The 20243-nt window shown below is 51.6% G+C and carries 22 protein-coding genes and 4 pseudogenes; 13 read left to right on the forward strand and 13 right to left on the reverse strand.

What is annotated here, in order from left to right; translation table 11 throughout:
- Positions 1-46 precede the first annotated feature (46 nt).
- The 4 genes from tnpC (P6574_RS21230) to tnpA all read right to left on the reverse strand — a co-directional run bounded on the left by tnpC (P6574_RS21230) (position 47) and on the right by tnpA (position 2363).
- Complete coding sequence (tnpC, locus tag P6574_RS21230) at positions 47-1210, reverse strand: IS66 family transposase (protein ID WP_310622412.1); 1164 nt, start codon at positions 1208-1210, stop codon at positions 47-49.
- 9 nt (positions 1211-1219) lie between these two features.
- Positions 1220-1558: a transposase gene (locus tag P6574_RS21235; RefSeq protein ID WP_310622342.1), complete on the reverse strand. Its 339-nt coding sequence runs from the start codon at positions 1556-1558 to the stop codon at positions 1220-1222.
- 80 nt (positions 1559-1638) lie between these two features.
- Complete coding sequence (tnpB, locus tag P6574_RS21240; RefSeq protein WP_310622343.1) at positions 1639-1986, reverse strand: IS66 family insertion sequence element accessory protein TnpB; 348 nt, start codon at positions 1984-1986, stop codon at positions 1639-1641.
- Entirely contained in the window at positions 1983-2363 is a 381-nt protein-coding gene (tnpA, locus tag P6574_RS21245) for an IS66-like element accessory protein TnpA (RefSeq protein WP_310622344.1), read from the reverse strand. The genes tnpB (P6574_RS21240) and tnpA overlap by 4 nt, the downstream gene beginning before the upstream one ends.
- Before the next feature lie 151 nt (positions 2364-2514).
- On the opposite strand from tnpA, the gene P6574_RS21250 reads away from it, so the two are divergent.
- From P6574_RS21250 to P6574_RS21260, 3 genes are all read left to right on the forward strand, one after another.
- Positions 2515-3216: a condensation domain-containing protein gene (locus tag P6574_RS21250; RefSeq protein WP_310622345.1), complete on the forward strand. Its 702-nt coding sequence runs from the start codon at positions 2515-2517 to the stop codon at positions 3214-3216.
- A 161-nt stretch (positions 3217-3377) separates the two neighbouring features.
- Positions 3378-4463, forward strand: a complete 1086-nt coding sequence (locus tag P6574_RS21255; protein ID WP_310622346.1) for a bifunctional transcriptional activator/DNA repair enzyme AdaA — start codon at positions 3378-3380, stop codon at positions 4461-4463.
- Entirely contained in the window at positions 4450-5208 is a 759-nt protein-coding gene (locus P6574_RS21260) for an isocitrate lyase/PEP mutase family protein (protein ID WP_310622347.1), read from the forward strand. The genes P6574_RS21255 and P6574_RS21260 overlap by 14 nt, the downstream gene beginning before the upstream one ends.
- A 55-nt stretch (positions 5209-5263) precedes the next feature.
- Here the strand turns inward: P6574_RS21260 and P6574_RS21265 are convergent, their stop codons facing one another.
- Positions 5264-5845, reverse strand: coding sequence for a recombinase family protein (locus P6574_RS21265; RefSeq protein ID WP_310622348.1), 582 nt, complete (start codon positions 5843-5845; stop codon positions 5264-5266).
- Positions 5846-6007: 162 nt separating this feature from the next.
- Here P6574_RS21265 and P6574_RS21270 point away from each other — a divergent pair.
- Positions 6008-6307, forward strand: a pseudogene (locus P6574_RS21270) (DUF4158 domain-containing protein); the annotation flags it as partial.
- Here the strand turns inward: P6574_RS21270 and P6574_RS21275 are convergent.
- The 4 genes from P6574_RS21275 to P6574_RS21290 form a co-directional block, all read right to left on the reverse strand.
- The gene (locus tag P6574_RS21275) at positions 6275-7264 is read right to left on the reverse strand and encodes an IS481 family transposase (protein ID WP_310622349.1); all 990 of its coding nucleotides are present in this window, start codon (positions 7262-7264) and stop codon (positions 6275-6277) included. The pseudogene P6574_RS21270 and the gene P6574_RS21275 sit on opposite strands and share 33 nt — an antisense overlap.
- Positions 7265-7438: 174 nt before the next feature.
- Positions 7439-7630, reverse strand: a complete 192-nt coding sequence (tnpB, locus tag P6574_RS21280) for an IS66 family insertion sequence element accessory protein TnpB (protein WP_405048167.1) — start codon at positions 7628-7630, stop codon at positions 7439-7441.
- Positions 7609-8544 carry an IS110 family RNA-guided transposase gene (locus P6574_RS21285; RefSeq protein WP_310618894.1) on the reverse strand — a complete coding sequence of 312 codons (936 nt, stop codon included), beginning with the start codon at positions 8542-8544 and terminating at the stop codon, positions 7609-7611. The genes tnpB (P6574_RS21280) and P6574_RS21285 overlap by 22 nt, the downstream gene beginning before the upstream one ends.
- Before the next feature lie 644 nt (positions 8545-9188).
- A complete protein-coding gene (locus P6574_RS21290) occupies positions 9189-10031 on the reverse strand; it encodes an amidohydrolase family protein (protein WP_310622350.1) in 843 nt (280 codons plus the stop codon).
- Positions 10032-10157: 126 nt separating this feature from the next.
- On the opposite strand from P6574_RS21290, the pseudogene P6574_RS21295 reads away from it, so the two are divergent.
- Both P6574_RS21295 and P6574_RS21300 read left to right on the forward strand, forming a co-directional pair.
- Positions 10158-10325, forward strand: a pseudogene (locus P6574_RS21295) (transposase); the annotation flags it as partial.
- A 21-nt stretch (positions 10326-10346) separates the two neighbouring features.
- Positions 10347-10553 (forward strand): annotated as a pseudogene (locus P6574_RS21300) (IS6 family transposase); the annotation flags it as partial.
- A 170-nt stretch (positions 10554-10723) separates the two neighbouring features.
- Here P6574_RS21300 and P6574_RS21305 read toward each other — a convergent pair.
- Positions 10724-10885, reverse strand: a complete 162-nt coding sequence (locus tag P6574_RS21305) for a hypothetical protein (RefSeq protein ID WP_310622351.1) — start codon at positions 10883-10885, stop codon at positions 10724-10726.
- A gap of 220 nt (positions 10886-11105) precedes the next feature.
- Between P6574_RS21305 and P6574_RS21310 the strand changes: the two genes are divergently transcribed.
- Entirely contained in the window at positions 11106-12293 is a 1188-nt protein-coding gene (locus tag P6574_RS21310; RefSeq protein WP_310622352.1) for a dipeptidase, read from the forward strand.
- Between the two features lie 73 nt (positions 12294-12366).
- Here the strand turns inward: P6574_RS21310 and P6574_RS21315 are convergent, their stop codons facing one another.
- A complete protein-coding gene (locus P6574_RS21315) occupies positions 12367-13674 on the reverse strand; it encodes a type II toxin-antitoxin system HipA family toxin (RefSeq protein ID WP_310622353.1) in 1308 nt (435 codons plus the stop codon).
- Positions 13675-13926 (reverse strand): helix-turn-helix domain-containing protein, encoded by a 252-nt coding sequence (locus P6574_RS21320; RefSeq protein ID WP_310622354.1) that lies wholly within the window; start codon positions 13924-13926, stop codon positions 13675-13677.
- Positions 13927-14192: 266 nt separating this feature from the next.
- On the opposite strand from P6574_RS21320, the gene P6574_RS21325 reads away from it, so the two are divergent.
- The 3 genes from P6574_RS21325 (at position 14193) to P6574_RS21335 (ending at position 16287) form a co-directional block, all read left to right on the forward strand.
- Positions 14193-15152, forward strand: coding sequence for a toxin-antitoxin system YwqK family antitoxin (locus tag P6574_RS21325; protein WP_310622355.1), 960 nt, complete (start codon positions 14193-14195; stop codon positions 15150-15152).
- Between the two features lies 1 nt (position 15153).
- The gene (locus tag P6574_RS21330; RefSeq protein WP_310622356.1) at positions 15154-15810 is read left to right on the forward strand and encodes an endonuclease V; all 657 of its coding nucleotides are present in this window, start codon (positions 15154-15156) and stop codon (positions 15808-15810) included.
- Positions 15811-16005: 195 nt separating this feature from the next.
- The gene (locus P6574_RS21335; RefSeq protein WP_310622357.1) at positions 16006-16287 is read left to right on the forward strand and encodes a hypothetical protein; all 282 of its coding nucleotides are present in this window, start codon (positions 16006-16008) and stop codon (positions 16285-16287) included.
- A 389-nt stretch (positions 16288-16676) separates the two neighbouring features.
- Here the strand turns inward: P6574_RS21335 and P6574_RS21340 are convergent, their stop codons facing one another.
- Positions 16677-17246, reverse strand: coding sequence for an IS110 family RNA-guided transposase (locus tag P6574_RS21340; RefSeq protein WP_310622358.1), 570 nt, complete (start codon positions 17244-17246; stop codon positions 16677-16679).
- Between the two features lie 48 nt (positions 17247-17294).
- Between P6574_RS21340 and P6574_RS21345 the strand changes: the two genes are divergently transcribed.
- From P6574_RS21345 to tnpC (P6574_RS21355), 3 genes and pseudogenes are all read left to right on the forward strand, one after another.
- Positions 17295-17717, forward strand: a complete 423-nt coding sequence (locus P6574_RS21345; protein ID WP_310622359.1) for a transposase — start codon at positions 17295-17297, stop codon at positions 17715-17717.
- Positions 17717-18070 carry an IS66 family insertion sequence element accessory protein TnpB gene (gene tnpB, locus P6574_RS21350; protein WP_310622360.1) on the forward strand — a complete coding sequence of 118 codons (354 nt, stop codon included), beginning with the start codon at positions 17717-17719 and terminating at the stop codon, positions 18068-18070. Before P6574_RS21345 ends, tnpB (P6574_RS21350) begins: the two co-directional genes overlap by 1 nt.
- A gap of 58 nt (positions 18071-18128) precedes the next feature.
- Positions 18129-19675: pseudogene (gene tnpC / locus P6574_RS21355) on the forward strand (IS66 family transposase).
- Positions 19676-20243 lie beyond the last annotated feature (568 nt).

The raw sequence follows: 20243 nt of genomic DNA on the forward strand, positions 1-20243 counted from the left end.
ATTAGAGCGATCGGGGACGCCGACCTATCTATCAAAAGAGGCCTCACTATACTCCACTTTGTTGAGTATAGTTCCATGGCAATAGCTCGTTAATACGATTGATCTTATGGTCTGCAATACGGTCAAGAACATAGGTAAGCCAAGCCTGCGGGTCGACCTTATTCAGCTTGGCAGTTTCAATGAGGGTGTAGGCGATAGCCATCGCCCTACCGCCCTTCTTAGAGCCGACAAACATCCAGTTTTTTCTTCCAAGGGCCACAGGTTTCATTGCCCGCTCACAGCTGTTGTTGTCGATTTCCAGAAAACCATTATCCAGATAGGGCCGGACTTTCGGCAAACGGGTCAAGGCATAACGGATCGCTTTGGCAAGTGGAGACTTGCCCGAGATCTTTGGCAGCTGTGCGTGTAGCCACACTTCCAATTCATCCAGAACAGGTCTTGCATCTTGTTGACGAACGGCTTGCCGTTCCCCGGCGTGTTTCCCGCGAACTTTCTTCTCAATGGCGTAGAGTTTGGCGATTTTTAAGATCGCGTCTTGCGCTATAGCTGAACCGTTCGCTTGTTGGATCTCTACAAATTTACGACGAATATGGGCCATACAAGCGACTTCTCGTGCCCGTTGTTCGCCAAAGACACCATTAAACCCCGCATACCCATCGGCATGAACAAAACCCTGATAGTTTTTCAAGTGCATTTGCGGATGTTCGCCCTTCCTATCAATCGTAAACTGATAGAATGCTGCAGGTGGCGCAGGCCCTGTCCAAGCCCGCTCATCACGTACATAGGCCCAGACCCTTGCGGTTTTGGTTCTCGATGTACCCGGTGCCAGGAGCTTGACCGGTGTGTCATCGGCAAAGAGCGCCTTGCCGGCTTGAACGTGTTTGCCAATGGCCTCGGCCAGAGGCTCCAGAAGGCATATCGATTGCCCCACCCAGCCTGCCAGAGTGGAACGGGACAGCTCCATCCCCTCACGGCCATAGATCTGGGATTGCCGGTAGAGCGGAAGGTGATCTCCGAATTTGCGCACCAGAACATGCGCCAGCAGGCCTGGTCCGGGGCGCCCTCGTTCAATAGGCCGCGATGGCAATGGGGCTTGTGTAAATGTCTCACAGCATGCGCAAGCTTTGCGGGGCCGCACAAGCCTGTTCACCACAAACCGTCCTGGAATATACTCCAGTTCTTCGGTAGTATCCTCGCCAAGTGTCTTCAGGGAGCCGCCTCAGCGCGCACATTCATCACCGGGCTCCAGAACCTGCGTGTTGCGTTGCAAGCTTTCGGGCAAAGACCAGCGCTTTGGTTTCGTTCTTTCCTCTTGGGTGACAACTGAATCATTCTCTTCAGGGACACTTGCAGCCAAAACCTCTTGATGTTCAAGTGTCAGCAACAGCTGTTCAAGATTTTCTGACCGTGTCCCAAACCGGTGCCGATTGGCCCCATGCAGCTGATGTTGAAGTTGCTCTACCTTCAAGGAAAGCGCCTGCACCTCTTTGCTCAAAAGGGTTACGAGGCCTTTGAGTTCCCTCGGATTATCCGGCAAGTTGACAAGGACATTGAGCATGGCAAACTTTTACCACACTCCACAGATACGCGGGTTATTAAAGCAGGATTTCCAACAGTAAATCTATGGAATTGAAAGGGTTAACCGTGTGTAAGCGGCTTCCATGTTGTCTGCGGCATACGCCAGTCAATTCCTTCTAAAAGGAGTGATAATTGTGATGCTGATAGACTGACCTTACCATCCTTAGCCGCGGGCCAGACAAAACTGCCGCGCTCCAATCTTTTGGAAAATAGACAACCGCCCTGTGTATCCCACCAGATGATCTTCAACAAATCGCCCCGTCGGCCGCGAAACACAAAAAGATGACCACTGAACGGGTCTTCTTTTAAAATATTTTCCGCTCGGGCCGCCAAAGTATTAAAGCCACAACGCATATCTGTGATGCCTGCGGCCAGCCACACTCGTGTATTACTGGGAACCGGAATCATGTGGTGAGCCCCGCGAGAACTGCGGTAAGCTGCTGCTCGCTCAAACAGCCACTCAGGCGCACTTCATGTCCTGCAATCAACCTGATTTCCATCACCAACTCTGAGGTAGAGGTAGTAAAGTTCGGTGAGCATTCAGGAGCTGACTTCTCAAATGCAGTTGCGTTTTCAACGCTAACCGGGACAAAGGCTGTAGATACAGGGGTATCAATGGCAGGCTTTGGGGAAGGATTATAACGTTTGTCCTTAAGCCAATTATAAAGACGCCCTTTGTTAAGCCCGTTTCTGCGGGCAACCTGGGCGATAGATTCAGGGGACGACAAAGCTTCCTCACAAACGGAGCGTTTTTCCTCTTCACTCCAATACGTCTTATTATTCATGATTATAAATCCAGTCCTGCATAATTAGATCAGGCCGAACTTAAACCACGAATTTCAAAGGCGTTAGGTCGGTCAGGCCAAACGCTCACCAGGTTGGTATAAGTTGCATGCTATAATATTTTATGGTGGGCAATGTAAGGTTAGATAGCCTATGCGTAATTGTGACCCAAACACCCCAAATTATGTTCCGCCTCGTAACGAGTTCGAGTATCAACTCTGCCACATCTGGTCAGAAGTTCTTGGTCTTCAGAAGATCGGGGTAAATTCAAACTTTTTTCAAGTAGGTGGTGAATCCATTCATGCCATTAAACTAGTAACACAAATTAATCAACAACTTGGTCGGCAACTAACTGTAGCAACAATTTTTAGACATCCCACGATTGCTACTCTAAGCGCGAGCCTTGCAGAGACTCAACACCAACCGCTCATTATTTCCAGAGCCCCTGACCAACCGCAGTACCCCCTATCCTTTGCTCAGGAGCGTCTATGGTTCATCGAGCAATATGAAAGAGGGACTAGTGCCTATCATATGCCGATGCTTTTCCGTCTCTCCAATGAAGTGAACCATTCGGCCTTAAAAAGCAGCCTAGCATTGATTGTAAACAGACATGAGGTCTTGCGCACCTGCTTTGTTAAAGACACAGAAGGGACCTATTTTCAGAGAATCTGCGGAACCTCCTTTTCAATACCAGAGCATTTTATAGAGAATGGCTCGTGGGGCCACACTTTAAAAGATGTATTACATCAAACTTTCAATCTTGAGCATTTCCCTCCTATCCGTGCCGGGATTTACCATGTTAATGGGCAAGCCTATTTCGGGTCTGCTCCGGTAAGGGGCAGGATAGTACGCTAGTGAAAGCTTTCGACTAAAGCTTCACGGTGAAAGATAGCAAAGATTTCATTTTGATCGGTTTTGCGTACCGGTCGGATCGCTACACTTGGATTGTCGTTGAAAATAGAATAGACGCCTGATCTTAGGCGGCACGACAATGTGAATGTGCTATCTACTTCACCATGCTTTTCGATATCCCCGATCACGATACCCTTTACAAGGCGCTTTTGGCCCGTGACGCTGCCTATGACGGTCAGGTCTATGTCTGCGTTTCTTCTACCGACGTATTTTGCCGGTTGACCTGCCCAGCCCGTAAACCCAAGCAAGAAAATTGCACATTCTACGAAACCGTCGGAGAATGTATTGAAGCAGGATATCGCGCATGCAAGCGCTGCCATCCTCTACAACCCATGGCGTTAGCAGATCCCGCGATTGCAGCACTTTTGGCTGCATTGGACGAGCGCCCGGACTATCGCTGGCGCGAAGGCGATATCGAACGTATGGGCTTCGAACTTTCCACAGTCCGGCGGAGCTTTAAACGCCAATTCGGGATGACATTTCTGGAAATGGCGCGTCAGAGGCGGCTCAGGGATGGGTTTGAGACAATCGCAAAGGGTGGATCGGTGATCGAAGGCCAAATTAATGCAGGATTTGACTCTCCTAGTGCGTTTCGAACAGCCTTTCTAAAGCTGATGGGGAAGGCACCTGGCAATTTGTCCTCGGACCCGTTGCTATTGGCTGACTGGATCCCTACGCCGCTTGGCGACATGATCTCTGTCAGCAGCAAATCACAACTACATCTTCTTGAGTTCTTTGACCGTCGAGCATTACCAAAGGAGCTTGGTCGGCTTGACATGTTCACCAAGGGGCGCCTAGGCATCGGAAGAATGCCGCCGTCAGAGCAGATCAAAGAGGAACTGACGGCTTTCTTCACTGGAGCATCGTCAGATTTTCAAACTCCGCTAGCTTATCATGGATCGGATTTCAGCGGTGCGGTTTGGGATTCGTTGAGACAGATATCGGCGGGGCAAACACGCAGTTATTCAGACATTGCCGCAAGTATTGGCCGTCCTTCCGCGGTTCGTGCTGTGGCCCGCGCGAACGGAGCTAACCAGATCGCTTTGGTCATTCCATGCCATCGTGTCATCGGTTCAGACGGATCACTGACAGGTTATGGCGGGGGGCTTTGGCGCAAACAAAAGCTCTTGGAGATTGAACGGCAATATCTGCCAAAAAACACGAAGGGAAACCACCATGTCTCAAGCTGAAAAGGCATCTCACTTCACAGGTCTGCATAAAAAAGGCAGCCCGGTTGTGCTCTACAATATTTGGGATGCAGGAGGAGCGAAAACATTGAAAGATGAAGGAGTTGCCGCCGTGGCGACAGGAAGCTGGTCCATTGCAGCCGCTCATGGTTATGACGATGGAGAAGCCATTCCTATGGACTTCTTTTTGAGCATTGTTGAGCGTATATGCGCCACGGTAGATTTGCCTGTGACTGTGGATTTCGAAGGTGGGTATGCGACTGAACCTGCCGAGGTCGCCGAAAATGCCCGAAAAATTATTCGAGCCGGGGCCGTCGGGATCAATTTCGAAGACAGGATCGTCAAGGGCGAGGGGCTTCATTCAATCTCAACTCAGGTAGCGCGTATCAGGGCAATCAAATCTGTAGCCGCTGAAGAAGGCGTCCCTCTCTTTCTGAACGCGAGGACAGACCTGTTCCTTGGCTCAGATCCTGCCACGCACGGAGACAGTCTAGCGGAGGCGCTGCAGCGCGAAGCAGCTTATGCTGATGGAGGTGCAGATTGCTTTTTCGTGCCGGGACTAACAGAAATTGGACTGATTTCACGCGTTGTCGACACTGCGAAATTACCAGTGAACGTCATGATGATGGGAGATCTTAGGTCGATCAAAGACGTGGCTGCCTTAGGTGTATCCAGAGCGAGCTATGGCCCCGGACCCTACCTACAGTTCCTTGCTGATCTCAAGAAAGCTCATGCAGATATTTCTTAGTGGGATTTGCTGTTCGTGTTCGCAAAGCAATCATTAGTGTAGTCGTGGAGAGACTTTACTTTGGTTCACTGTTTCGCTTCAGGGTCCGATAGACCGTCGGCCGGGATACTGAGAAAACCTCTGCTAAATCGCTGATGGAGTAATCGTCAGTAGCACGCATGCGGCAGAGTTCCTTTTGTTGCTTTTTGGAAAGCTTGGGCTGTTTGCCACGTAATTTACCTTTGGCGCGGGCAATAGCCATACCCTCACGGGTACGCATGCGGATAAGATCAGCCTCGAATTCGGCAAAAGTGGCGAGGATGTTGAAGAACATCTTCCCCATTGGGTCGGCTGGGTCGTAGATCGTCGCCCCGAGCGCCAGCTTCACGCCCTTTACTTCGAGCTGGCGGGCGATTTCACGGGCATCGGGAACGGATCGGGCAAGGCGGTCCAGTTTAGAAACAACAAGTGTATCTCCCGGACGCACAGCTGCAAGCGCCTGATCCAGGCCTGGACGATGACGATTAGTGCCGGTCAACCCATGATCGATATAGATGCGATCTTCAGCAACACCAAGGGCAATTAGTGCCTGATGCTGCACTGATAGATCCTGTTTATCGGTAGAACACCGCGCATATCCAAAGAGTATCGGTTCCATGAGAAGAGTGTACGAATAGGGTGCCTCTTTTGAAATCATTATCGTACCACCTAAGTGAGACGATGGTATTCCTGATTTTTAAGGGTATGCGGATTGCATCTCAAACGTCCGCTGAACGATCCTCTTACGGACACTGCTGGCTGCATAGGACAGGATAGTAACTTGCCAAGACGACAGATTCTGAGTGACCGACAGCGCGCAGCTCTCTTTGATCTTCCGACCGATGAGCAAACGCTGCTTCGCTATTACACATTAGCTGATGATGATATCCAACAGATTCAGTTACGCCGTCGGCCTCAGAACAAATTTGGCTTTGCCTTGCAACTATGTGCATTCAGATATCCAGGCCGCCTTCTTTCACCTGGAGAGGTCATTCCGGCTGAGATTACTGAGTTCATAGCAGCCCAGCTTGGCATTAATCCCACCGCACTAATTGTTAAGTCCCGCGAGGAGATGGTTAGGCTGTTTTATGAACCTGTCTGGCTCGTTTGTCCATTGTTTGGTAATGTATTCAAAGGGTGTTTGTCCTTTGAGAGCCTTGAGGCGTTTGGCGAAGTTATAAGCCTGTATGAACGTTTCCAGATGAGTGCGCAGCTGGTTGTGTGTCTGGTAATAATAGCGTCGAACCGTGGCCTCTTTGATGGTGCGGTTCATACGTTCGACCTGACCGTTGGTCCAGGGATGGGCCGGTTTCGTTAGCCGGTGGTCAATATCATTTTGAGCGCAGGCCAGAACAAAAGCATGGCATCGAAACCGCTGACCGGTCGCGAGCATACGCTTCACGTCCTGAGCATTCCAACTGTCGCCTTTGGGATCGGTGAAATGGGTCCCGTTGTCGGTCAGCACGGTGTGGACTTTATAAGGTACAGTCATGATGAGGTTGCGAAGAAAGTTGCCAGCAATCCTTCTGGTGGCTTTCTCATGCAGTTCCACAAAGGCAAACTTCGACGTTCTATCAATGGCAACGAACAAATAAAGCTTGCCTTCCGCAGTTCGCACCTCCGCGATATCGATGTGAAAGTAACCGATCGGATAGGCTTTGAAAGGTTTTTTGGTCTTGTTCTTATCTGGGGCTGGCAGACGCGAAATCCCGTGGCGCTGGAATAGACGGTGGAGGGATGAGCGGGTCAACTTCGGGATCGTTTCCTGCAGAGCATAAAGGCAGTCATCCAGCGCGAGTAAAGAGTGCTTGCGAAAAGCAATACACGCAACCTCTTCAGCCACAGTAAGAACGGTAGAGCGAGGATTTTTCCGGCCCATAGGTTGATCTTCTACGCTGCTAAGTTTTTTCCACTTCATAACCGTTTTGGGATTGATGTTATATCGGATACTCAGCTCTTTGATTGTTGCATCCGATTTTTGGATGGCCGATCGAACCGCGTGAGTAGTCGTGGCGCTGCCGTGTAATACCTGTCCCATAGCCCCTCCTTACAAGATGGTGTCAACGATAAACTGATTCCATCTTCTCGCGGGACTAAACAATCGGGCAGGTTTTGAAGGTCGAAAAACATACCAATCTTCTAGCATAGGGACGTGAATATTGCGCCTGAAAAGACAGGTGCATCAGCATAAAACCCCAAGGAATTTAGTCAGTTAGCCACTGATGAGCGGCCGCCATGTTTTTAGCGGCTGCCGCCAGTCAATCCCCTCCAGCAACATGGCAAGCTGGGCGGGGGAGAGGCTGACTTTGCCTTGCTTGGCTGCTGGCCATACAAAATAGCCTCGCTCCAGTCTTTTGCAGAAAAGACAAGTATCCGTCTTGGTCAAGCCGTTTTTGGTTGCCATTGCCGGTCCGCTTTTATGAGAGCGTTTGCCAGTTCGATTAGCTTACGCATGAGAGCTATTATGGCGATTTTGGGAGGCTTACCAGCCGCTCGCATCTGGTTGTATTTGGCTTTCAGGTCTGGATTATAACGGCTGGCAACAACGGCAGGCATGTAGAGTGCATCGCGTACCGGCTTGCGCCCTGCTTGAATAAAAGCAGCGCCCCGCCAGCGTCCTGACTGGCGGGTCATGGGGGCCAGCCCCGCCAGAGCAGCGGCCTGTTTACGGGATAATTGTCCAAGCTCTGGCATTTCAATCACCAGCGCCGCGACGGCGACCTGTCCCAGCCCGGGAATAGAGTGTAAAATCTTTGCTGCCCGCGCCCTTTGAGGGCTCTGCTCAATTTGCTTTTGAGTTTCGGCGTTAAGGGCCTCCAATTGCTTTCGCACGAGTTTCAGGCGTTGCTGTGTCTGTTTGCGAACCAGGTTCACCCGTTGTGTTTTCAACCGGTTCTCCAGTTGCGTGGCTTCTTTTACAAGAGCTTGACGTGCAACGCGTATCTCTTTGAGATGACATAGGCTTGCATCGACTGGCTTGTCTGGTTCCAACTGGAAATCCTGCCCCATTTGGGCCAGCAGGCGCGCATCAATCCGGTCCGTCTTCGCCCTCTTGCCTTTGGCCTGTGCAAACCGGCGTGCTTGCCATGGGTTAACTTTGCTCAGAGGATAGGAACCCGACAATGCCAACTCAAAAGCGCCGTGATAAGAACCTGTGGGTTCAAAAATAATTCGAGCGACAGGCAGGCCTTTCAGCCAGCTTTTTAACTGTCTGTACCCTGCAGCTGTATTGGTAAACTGCTTACTCTGCTCATCCGGCAGGCAGTACACATCAAGATGGTCTTTCGAAATATCGACACCAATGGTAACCTCAGACATCTTCGCAAGTATCCTATGCTTGTCGTGCAGAGCTTTGGGCTGCTGCGTATCCGTTCAGGCCTGTTGCGAAGACGGTGGCCGATCATACTCTAAAACGGTCCCTTGTGACCTAGCGCGTCCCGATCCGACCACCGCCACTGCCCTCCCGACTCAATACGGTGGCCATTGGCCTATATTCGCAGAAGACACTAAAAAGCATAAGACAAGCGCGTTCCGTTTGATTGGGTTCAATCAAACGACAAGAATTCGCTCAAAATAAATAAGTTAGAGTGCACAGCGTGAATGCGAATGAACGCGATGTGCTTTAACATTGGATTTCATTCGATCCGTTCCGCATGATCAATTTAGGCGGACTATATTTTAGGTGTTTCAAACCTGTAAGGTCGGGCAGACCGGACGGACACCCAGTTTCTCATATTCATTTTTAATAGTTACATAACTGGGCAACACATTTGTCATTAAGAACGTCCTGATGGCCTGGTTTTGTGATTTATGGCTTTGTGTTTCGATCAGTTTCAAGAGCGCCCAATATCCAAAAATATTATTGAGCATTCGACGGGGCGGTATTTTTAATGCAGGACTTTAAAATAGACAATAAATCAGCCTAAACAAGAGCTTAGAAATGAAATATGGAACATATAATTTTACTTTATAAAATCTGCCCCTAGCTCACGTTGATCCAACTTGTAGACGCGAATTGCATTAGCGCTAAGGAAGAGTGATTTACTTTCTTCATCCAGCTTAAGGTCGTCCAAACCATCCTGTGCTTGCAGTGGGGTGATCATTGGGAAGTTCGTGCCAAATAGAACCTTCTTTCGCCCCTGCCCCTTCATGAACCTAACGAGCTCGGGTGGATAGCGTTTAGCGGTATATGCTGATGTGTCGATGTAGACATTTGTGTGCTTGGTTGCCACGGCAACAGCCTCTTCTGTCCAGGGGTATCCAATATGGCCCCCAACGATTGTAAGTTCAGGAAAATCTAAAGCGACTTGATCTAGATAGATAGGGCGCCCAACCTCACTGGGCATAAGAGGGCCAGTGTGACCTATCTGGGTGCAAAAGGGAACGCCCAGTTCCGCGCAGGCGGTGTAAATCGGATAAAACCGGCGGTCTGTTGGTGGGACTTCCCAAAGCCAAGGTAAAATGCGAATGCCTTTGAAACCAAGGTCCTCAATACACCTGCGAACTTCCCTGACCGCCTGTACGGGTTTGGATATGCCTACAGACCCTATCCCGACAAGGCGGTTTGGGGCCTGTTCGACAAAGCCTGCGACTTCGTCGTTGGAGATCATGGAGTTGCGAGGGCCCTCCCATGCGCTGATCAGGCTGATATCAATATTCCCGGCATCCATCTGCGCAATGGTGTCTGTGACGCGAGGGGCGTGTGTGGGAACCGTATCTTTGGTCCACCGGCGAAGTGAATCGAAAATAGGATCTTGAATATGACGGAGAGTAGAGTGCTGGGCCCAAGCATCGATGATCATCATAGGGTTCTCACGATTGCGCTGCTGCACAGCCTAACATAAACTAGAGCCTGCCTCAAATACTCAAAACTGTGATGGCCACACTGAGAGAACCACGAGTACCGAGCCGTCCCCTCCCCCAAAGAAAACAAATCAGGCTGGTCGTCTTTCTTGCGTCATTTGATAGATCGCGGGCTTACCGGCGTGCAATTAATCATTTCCGATGCCTGTAGTGGGTTGATTGAAAGCATTGATGAGTATCTGCCTGAGACCCGCTGGCAGTGCTGTATGGTTCACTTCTACAGAAACATATTCTCCCATGTCCCATCGACACTACCGGCCTCTCACCGTCATACCCGACGACGAGAAAAGATCATGGGCCGGTTCAAGTCTCCGTGCCAGGCTCAGAGGTTTTTATCCGCACATGACCAAGTCGCTTCTCTCTTTCGTCCTAAACGCCACCGCCTTTCAGCCAACTCATATCGCCATGCACGCAACGACGCTTTCAACCTATGGAACGAGTACACAGCCGAATTGCGCGCTTAAAAAGGTGGCACGCAAACTTGTGCAGTTAACTTAAAATAACCTGACAAAGCCCGCTGCACACACAAGGGCTGTTGATTTGGAATATCGCTATTTTTGAGTTTAACACGGCCATTTGCGGCACGCCCAGAAACCAGACACAGGCCGCAGTCAATTGACCCGGCCTATGGCTTTCATTTTATCCCGCCGCGCTCGCGGCCAGCGATGACGGAACTACACCGCTTGCCGCCCAACAGGCCAGTATCAAGGCGTAAACAGAAAACGCCGGTCGCAGATCCCCTTGCTGGTCCGGGCGCCCGGTTCGCCTTGCCACTTGATGCGATCGTCTGGGGCATCTGGAAGCGCATCTCGCCTAGCATACGCCAACATACATGGCGGCCCCACAGTATTGGCGAGGCGCGTTACAGGCAGGGGGTTGAGGATACGTGTAAATTGCGCGCTCTTGCAATTATAGAGATTAGGACGATATCCTCATGTCCTTTGAGTAGAGGTAACGCAAAGTCAGAGCGGATACGCGAGAGGCCGTCGCTGTTCATTGTGTTTAGGAGGAATATGATGGGTGTGTCTTACTGGAAGGTGATCGGCGGTGCTGTGATTGCAACAGCTATTTTGGGCATTGTAGCCGTCAATAGTGGCGGCGTTGCACAATATATCGACCGGCAACAAAACAAAACGCTAGCGCACGCGCCCTACCAAATCAGCCCTCAAGCACAAAAACTACACCAATCCTTGAGAATCGCAGACCTGCATAACGACGCGTTGTTATGGGATCGACACCTGTCAAAGCACCAGAGCTATGGCCACACGGACCTGCCACGGCTAAACCTTGGTAATGTTGCCCTACAAGTTTTCACAAGTGTAACCAAGTCTCCTGCGGGGCAGAACTATGAAAAGAATAAGCAGGGTGCACGCGATAGGATCACACTTCTCGGCTGGGCTCAAAACTGGCCGAAACGCGCGCGGGAGCAGCTCAGCGAACGCGCTCTTTTACAGGCCAGGCGCCTCTATCAGCTAGAACAGAACCACCCTGACGAACTGAAAGTTGTTCATACCAGACAGGAACTGCAAACTGTTCTAAAACTTAGACAAGAGGGCGGCCGCCAGATAGCGGGTATTCTTGGAACTGAAGGGGGACACGCGCTGGATGGCTCCCTCGATAATCTTGACGTATTGTTCGCTGGAGGAGTGCGGGTCATGGGCCTCCAGCACTTCTTTGATAACGCGTTGGGCGGCTCGCTTCACGGGCAAAACAAAGCAGGCCTTACAGACTTTGGAAAACAAGTTGTCCGCCTGGTGGAAGAAAAAGAGATGATTATCGACGTGGCGCATTCATCGCCCGCAGTCATCGATGATGTCCTGAACATGACAAATCGTCCCATTATCGTTTCGCATACAGGCGTGAAAGGCATTTGCGATACGCCAAGAAATCTCAGCACTCGGCAAGTGAAAGAAATTGCCGCCAAGGGAGGCTTGATTGGTATTGGCTTTTGGGGAGCGGCAGTATGCGACACCAGCCCACTGGGAGTGGCAAAATCTATTGACTACGCGGTGTCTCTGGCTGGCATTGACCATGTCGCACTCGGCTCAGACTTCGACGGCGCAGTGACGACTGCATTGGATACATCCGAGCTAGCCGCTATTACACAGGCCCTAATTTCATTGAACTATACGGACCAACAAATTGCAGCCATCATGGGCGAAAACACGATCAAGTTCATGCTGAACGCTTTACCGCAAAATTAATTTGTATTTCTGGAAATGGCCCGGTTCTGCTTGGTAAGCGAACTTGGTCATCGGCAAGAGTGCGGTGCCGCGCTTAAGAGGGGGCCAACCGGGCAAGCCGGATTGAAACCCCATTGAGTAGAGATTGAGTCAGCCTTGAAGGAAAGCCTGAGGGCAGTTCCGCGATCGTCTGCTGCAGCGCCGGCAAGGCTGTGGCATGGATGTCGGCAAGCAGGCCTTGCACCACCGTTTTAGAGTGCCCGCATGCGGCGCCGGTCTCGATAAAATGGCGCGGAAAGATCTTCTCTATCTTATAATGCTTAGACGTGCCCACCCGCATGGCCAGCCGGAAATCCTTGCGGGCAATCCGCCGCTGGTCCAACATGGGCTGCAGGGAGAGAACGTCATAAAACGGCGTCAAGCGAAAGCCGCCCCCAGGCATCAATGCAATGCTAAAATTCTTGGCGTGCCCGTCGGTGGCACCGATTAGCCAAAATAAGATATTGGCTTTGAAAAATTCATGCCGATCTTGATTTGGCTCATCACTGCCTTTCAAGAACTCCATCATCTCAACAATCCCGGGCCCGCCCTCACTTTGATATTTTCGGTTTGGAGGGACCGACAGCGCCTGACACATGTCTTCTTGCGGCAGCCGCAGCAGCCGGCCATCGCCAGTCCAGTTTCGGTCAAAGCGCTCCACCACCAGCGTTTTGCGGGCACCAAAGGTTGCCATACTGACCTTTGCGGTGCGCAGGCCACAGGCATCCAGAAATTTCAGGCACAGATATTCATTTTCAACGCTGTCCGACAAGTCCATTTCGTTGGCCAGTTTGCCAATTTGGGGTTTAAGGATGTGCGTCGTTGGCGTGGTTCCGGAGGGTGAAATCCATTGACCACCATGAAACAGCAGCGCAGTTTTCTCTTGAGCCCCGGCAATGGAAATTCTAAAATCATGCTCTTTACGGATGCCAAGCGGTGCGACATCAAGCTCATTCAACAGCGCCTCGATCTGATCGTTAGTGCGCGGGTGCCCAGTCACTGTGCCAGCCGGTTGCGAGGGTGACCTATCGGGCAAGAATTGCAGGGCGCCGATACATTCGCGGCCAATTTCTGTCAGCATACTATAGGCATCGGTGCCGGCGGCGCCGACACGGTCAGCAACACGGTTGAGAATATCTGGATTGTCCGGCAGCAGGTTGTCGAACACCGCGACAACTTTGGCGCCGACATAGGGCTGCGGTTGCAACGGCAAAGACCGGGAGACCGGCATGGCATGCGCCCATTCCAGCCAGTGGGGGGCATAGGTGAACGAAATCGCTCCGCTGCTCCGGCGGTCAAGGGTGCCTACCCGGCGCCCGTTCATAAACACGCTTAATGGTTGATTGCTGCGCCGCCGGCCCATTTAGAAAATGTCCTCAAAGCTGGTTGCGCTGCCCTTGCTGCGGGGTTCTACGTGTATCTCAAGCTCCAGAGCCGCCAGCACACTAAAAATAGTATCAAGCGAGCCGTTGGCCGTTCCGGTTTCAATTTTGGAAATGGTTTCCTGCCATAGGCCGCTTTTGGCCGCCAGTTCGGATTGCGACAGGTTCTGCGCCTTACGGGCGCTGCGAATGGCATGGCCGATGTCACTGGGGGTGCGGGCTAACTGTTTCATCTGCGATCTCCAAGAAGGAAATATGATGGATAGATCATAAATAGTCAATATGATGAAAGGATCATAATTTTAAAATATGATCAAATAATCATAAATATAAAATATGATGTATAGATCATAAATCCAAAACGCAAAATCAGGTGGCAAGTCACATGAACGGCATGGATTAAATACGACCAAGAGTACGGCACTTTAGTCGTGCTTGACCTTCTTGGAAGAATCCACGCAGTTTGTGCGGGAACAAGAAAACACTGGAAGTGTAGGCTTTGGTTAGAAATTGGATCTGGCGTGCAATGAGCCAAATAGGCCTACAAGCGCTGATGATATGGTTCGCTCTTCTCGGGGCGCTCATTTCTGCAGAAAGTTTAGCAAAGGGGACCAATCAGCCGCTTTATGAGTCGGTGCTCCCGCCACTTGGCTTTATTTTGACAATAGAGGTCGGCTTGTGGCTTATACGCGGGCTCCACCAACGAGAACTGTCCAGCTGGTGTCTTCTGATTGGGTTCTTTCCCGTCGTGGGGCCCATAATCTTTCTGATCTTATGGTTTTCCACCCAACCTCTCGCCCAAACAAGCGCGCGCGCAATGGAGGAGTTACGCCCCCCCGCTCCAGTCTCTGCCAGAACCGGTATAAACCCACCTTCGATCTCGGCCAATGATTGGCCTAAAGTGCTGATGCACCGCCGCGCGGCCGGTCCAAACCTGCGCGGGATCCAACGGCTGAGTTATGACAGCGACTTTTTCGGAGAAGAAAACGAAGTCGTGGACTGCGCCGGCACCCTGTTTACTGGAATTGTGGTTTATGTGGAGCGAGGGATTTTGGATGGAGAAGTGGCGTTCATCGGCGGAGTGCGGAAAGGCTATGACATCTCCTACCACCCCAACGGCACGATTGCTGATTTCCAGGAACTTAGCGGGAACGCAGAAGTAGGCCTTTATGCCGAATGGACGGAAACTGGCACCTTAATTAAGGCCAAGACCAAGTGGTTAGGTCTGGTGATCGAAACCCTGGAGGATGTGCAGGGCCAGTTGATTTACCGGCAAGTTGCCAGTGAGGCAGAGAAAATAGAACGGCGTGACTCCAAACTGACCAATATGTATCCTTACCGGCAAGAATCCATCTATACCTTGCTGGCTGAAGCCGAACACCGCATCAAAACCGGAACCGTTTTTGATGACCCGCGCCTTGTAACCGGTCCAAACCCAACCCAAGCTAGTGGGATCTGAAATGAGTAGATGGTCCGAACGGGCGCGCGAGCAAACGACCCTGGCCCGCCACGTCTCCTGCGTCGATGAAATCGGAGCGTTGCACACCGTGGCTGGCATGGATGTCTCCTTTTGTCCTGATGGCACATACGGCTGCGCCGTGATTGTCGTTCTTGGGGCAAACGACTTGCAAGTTCGCGAGTGTGTCGCGTTTGAAGGGCCTGTCACGACCCCTTACGTGCCGCAGTTTCTGGGTTATCGGGAAATACCATTGCTTGCCAAGGCCTTTGCCCAACTATCTGCCAAACCTGATCTGGTCATTTATGATGGCAATGGTCTGCTGCATGCGCGCCGGTGTGGGGCTGCCAGCCAATTCGGCGTGCTGTACGACCTGCCAGTCATAGGCTGCGCCAAAAGTGCCCCGGTTCCCCTTTTACCGTTGCAAGGCTCGCGGGGCACGAAACAACCAATCCTTGTCGAAAATCGACCTCTCGGCGCGCAGCTGATCACCCGCGACGAAGTGAAACCCCTCTTCGTCTCGATTGGCCACAAAGTTTCTCTGGAGCGGGCATGCAACGAAATCTTGCGCTTTACACCTCAGTTCCGGCAACCCGAACCGATCCGGCAGGCTGACCAACGCTCACGGGAACGGGTGCGGGCATGGAACAAAACACCCTAGAGGACGGCTGCACACGGGTTTAGGAAGTCCATAAGAGAATGTGCACAAAAGTTTTAGAGCAGGCTTTTTATGGTTTGAACCAAGTCGCCTCCCGCTGACCGGCGCTTTGCTTCACGGTGCTACAGGCAGGGGAAAGGTCATCGCTATTCTTTGGGCTGTGCTGTCTGTGAGCCCTCATGTCAATAAGGAGACTCCATGAGTATTTTAAAGGTATTTCTGGAACTTGATATGTTTGTATCTCTACAAACTGACTGGATCAGGGTAGTGTCGCAATCGCTTTTTTTCAAAGACGAAAAACACGTCCAGCGCTTCCCTGTCATAGATCATATATTTGCCGGGGGTGGGATCAGCCGGGTAGGAGGTGCCTTCCTTAAGCATTTGTTCAAACCGCTGATGGAAAGAAAGGCCGTGCACATCTTCAACCCACATTGGATTAAAGGCAAAGCCCCCCCCATTCCTCATTCCCCCCTTCAATAAACCCTGATCGTATAGGCGGGGAGTCAAATGTAAAGTGCTCGCCATATGAGAAGACGGTGCCTTCCGGGCATTTGCGGAAGTCTTCAGCGCTTTGGACTTTAGTCACGTTTTACGCCGCCTTTGTCGGACGTATATGGACACCCCCGATATGCAAGCAGTGATTTATGAAACTTTGGAAAGTGAGGTCAGGCACTGACGTATATTCGGCCTCTATTTGCGACCTTACTCCGTCGCGGGCCCCTATGGAGATCCGTCGAACCGGTCCAATTCGCTTACGCGCACTTTAAATGTGCTCCGTCCGGCAGTGGTTTTCCGGTTCTGTCTCAATGACCATTTTCCTTAGCTTCTTCGGTCCTGCTCACATAGCTTATCAGGGAGCATTGCCATCTTCAGCCGATAGCAGTCTCCCGATAAGATTCTTTTGTTTGCAATAAAGCCCAGACAATACGGGCCATCTTGTTGGCAAGGGCGACAGCCACCAGCATAGAAGGTTTACGGTCCAACATCCGTTGCAACCATGCCCCCTCACGGGCACCGCGCAGCTTGGCCCACCGGACCACTGCCATTGCCCCGGTAATCAGAAGGCGCCGAATATCTCTTTGTCCCATCTTGGAGGTGCGTCCCAACCGCTCCTTACCTCCACTGGAAAACTGTTTGGGAGTTAGACCGAGCCAGGCAGAAAAATCTCTTCCCTTTGTGAAGATCTCAGGTGGCGGCGCAAACGCCAGAATGGCAGATGCGGTGATCGGGCCGATACCAGGAACTGCCATCAAACGTGTCGCAACTTCCTCCTTTTCGGTTGTTCGGTTGATAGCCTTCAGGAGCTCATCAATTTTCTCCTGCAGGCTCACAATCTGATCGAGAAGCATATGACTATAGCTCACAACCGTTTCTGGCAGGTCCTGCCCCTTTGTTTGGAGCAGTTCTCGGTATGCGGTGTTTTCACCCCACCTGTTCATAGGTAGTTAGGCCTCCCATAGTCCTCCGAAATCACATCAGGAGGATCCATGCCTAACCCTACAAGTTTAAATAACACTTCAGCACAAGCGTTACAGCGGGCGCAGATACTCAAGGACAGCTATAGCCTTGGTGTTACAAACGCTGCCAGACGCCACAGTGTCTCCCGCTCACAGATTTATCATTGGCGCCGACAGGTCGGTGAGCCAGATCACGTCGAAGATGAAGAGCACATAGATCAAAGAACGGCACTGCCCAACTTTGCCGCCTTGGTACTTCAAGAAGAGGTTACGCAAGAGCAGGGGTTGGAAAGCCTTCCGCTTGAGTATTCTTCAGAGCCCATTCACTCCCCCATCGATAAAGCGTCCCTTGGAACCATTCGGCTGAAGGTGGGCCGGGTAAAGCTAGATTTACCATCCAACCTCCCAGCAAGCCGCCTGGCCGAGCTTGTCCTGGCGTTGGAGGCGGGGTGATGTTGCTGCCTTCCCAGCACCTGCGATTTCTGGTGGCCACCCAGCCGGTGGACTTTCGCAAAGGCCATAATGGCCTGGCCGCTTTGGTGCAAAACGAGTTGAAACAGGATCCGTTTACCGGCACCGTGTTTGTGTTTCGCTCCAAACGCGGCGACCGTCTCAAATGTGTTTACTGGGATGGTACCGGACTGGTTCTGGTCTACAAGCGTTTGGAGGAAAGTACCTTCTGCTGGCCGCAGATCCGTAATGGGGTGATGCACTTGTCTCCTGCTCAGTTCGAAGCCCTGTTTGGTGGTCTTGACTGGCGCAAGGTGAGAGCTTTGGAAGTAAAAGCACCGCAAGGTGTTGAATAGTCGGGAATATTTAATGAATGACCTAGGGGTAATTAACCGTTTCTGTTATACCTTTGCCATGCAGACACCAGCCCCATTTCCTGATGATGTTGACGCGTTAAAAGTCAAGCTTGCCGCGGCTGAACAGCGGGCGGCGAGGCAGGACGAGCGTATCGCGCAATTGGAAAAACTGCTGGCAGATTACAAACGCGCCTTGTTTGGTTCAAAGTCGGAAAAGATCCATCCGGACCAGATCCAGTTGCAACTGGAAGAGCTGGAAACCGCAATCGCGTCTGTTCAAACTGAAGCCGACGACAAGAGCCAGCCCAAGCCGAAAGCCAAGAAGAAACGCAACACCAACCGCGGTAATCTGCCGTCTCACCTGCCGCGTATTGAAGTGGTGGTGGAACCTGAAAGCACCACTTGTGCCTGTGGTCATGCGTACCATCAGATCGTGAGGATGTATCGGAGCGCTTGGATGTGATCCCCGCCCAGTTTCGGGTCATTGTCACCCGCCGCCCCAAATATGCCTGCCGGGCTTGTGCAGAGGGCATTACGCAGGCCTCAGCCCCTAACCATATTGTGGAGGCAGGGCTTCCGACCGAAGCGTTGCTGGCCCATGTGATCACCTCAAAGTATGGCGACTATCTGCCGCTCTACCGGCAAGCTCAGATCTATGCCCGGCAGGGGCTGGAGCTCGACCGTTCGACGCTTTCCGACTGGATGGGCCGCTGTGCCTATGAGCTTACCCCCGTCTATGAAACGTTAAAAGAGCACCTCAAAGGCTCCAGTAAGTTGTTCATGGATGAAACCGTGGTGCCGGTTCAAGATCCCGGGCGCCGGAGGGCCAAAATAGGGTATTTATGGGCGTTGGCCCGGGATGATCGGGCATGGAGCGGGGCGGAGCCGCCCGGGGTGGCGTTTACCTATGCCCCCTCCCGGTCTGGTACGGTGGCCGAAGCAATCTTGCAAGGGTTTGAAGGAACACTGCAGGTGGATGGCTATACGGGCTATAACCGGCTGCTCAGCCGCGAGCCAAAGCCAGTGCAGCTTGCGTATTGCTGGGCCCATGCCCGCCGTAAACTGTTTGAGGTGGCCCGCAACAAATCGGCGCCCATAGCAGAGGAAGGTCTGTCTCAGATTGGACAACTCTATAGAGTTGAAGAGAGGATCCGCGGCCACTCGGCAGAGCAGCGGCTGCTGGCACGACAGCAGCACAGCAAACCGCTTATTGAGGCCTTCCAGCAGTGGCTGAGGTACCATCGCACCCGCGTGTCGCCCAAATGCCCATTGGGCAAAGCCCTGACCTACATTGCCAAACTATGGGATGGCTTGATCCTGTTTCTGACCGATGGTCGTATTGAGCTGGATTCCAATTGTGTGGAGCGGACAATCAGACCGGTGGCTCTGAATCGCAAGAATTCTCTGTTTGCAGGCCATGATGCGGGTGGCAAGACATGGGCAGTTCTGGCGTCCCTGCTGGAAACTTGCAAGCTGAATGGCATCAATCCGCAGGCTTACCTCACCGCAACGCTGACCCAAATCGCCGACGGCCACCAACAGAAACACATCAATCAGTTGCTGCCTTGGAATTTTAAAGCTGGCGAGATCCCTGCTGTAAACTGATCCTATTGCTCCTGCCACAGCACTATAGCTTAGGGGGGATGGGGGCCAACATCTGCCGTTTGCGGCATCACAAAATACACCAAGAATGGAGGCTATGCGCAACTTTACTGAGTTTAATTATATTAATAATTCAGAAACTCATGAGTATTTTCGTTGATGAAAAACAGTCTGATAAAGCTCTCTTCACATATAATTTAATTCAACGTTACCGCCAGTTCTGCTTATTATTATTACAGATAATTTAGGTTTCTTGCACGACCACAGCACGGCGCCATCAGTCCTTTTCATATGTATTTTACGGATCACTTACGTAAGGTCAGTTACTATGAGAAGGACGGAGCAATGGATGTAAGATTGTGTAGAGCGCGAACTCTACTAAAGAACGTCAAGCAAGATAGCGCCTTAGGTGACACTGCTTTTTACCAAAGCATAAGTAACTTTACGGCAGGTGTCCTCCGCCGCTGTCAGCGTCATAAATTTTTCTTCAAACGACTTCGTACAAGCTCGCAGTTCCCCCGATTTATCCCAGATCTTCGCTACGGCCGACGACGACAAACACTCCTTTAAT

The sequence above is a fragment of the Pseudovibrio sp. M1P-2-3 genome (assembly GCF_031501865.1).
Lineage (GTDB): Bacteria > Pseudomonadota > Alphaproteobacteria > Rhizobiales > Stappiaceae > Pseudovibrio > Pseudovibrio corallicola.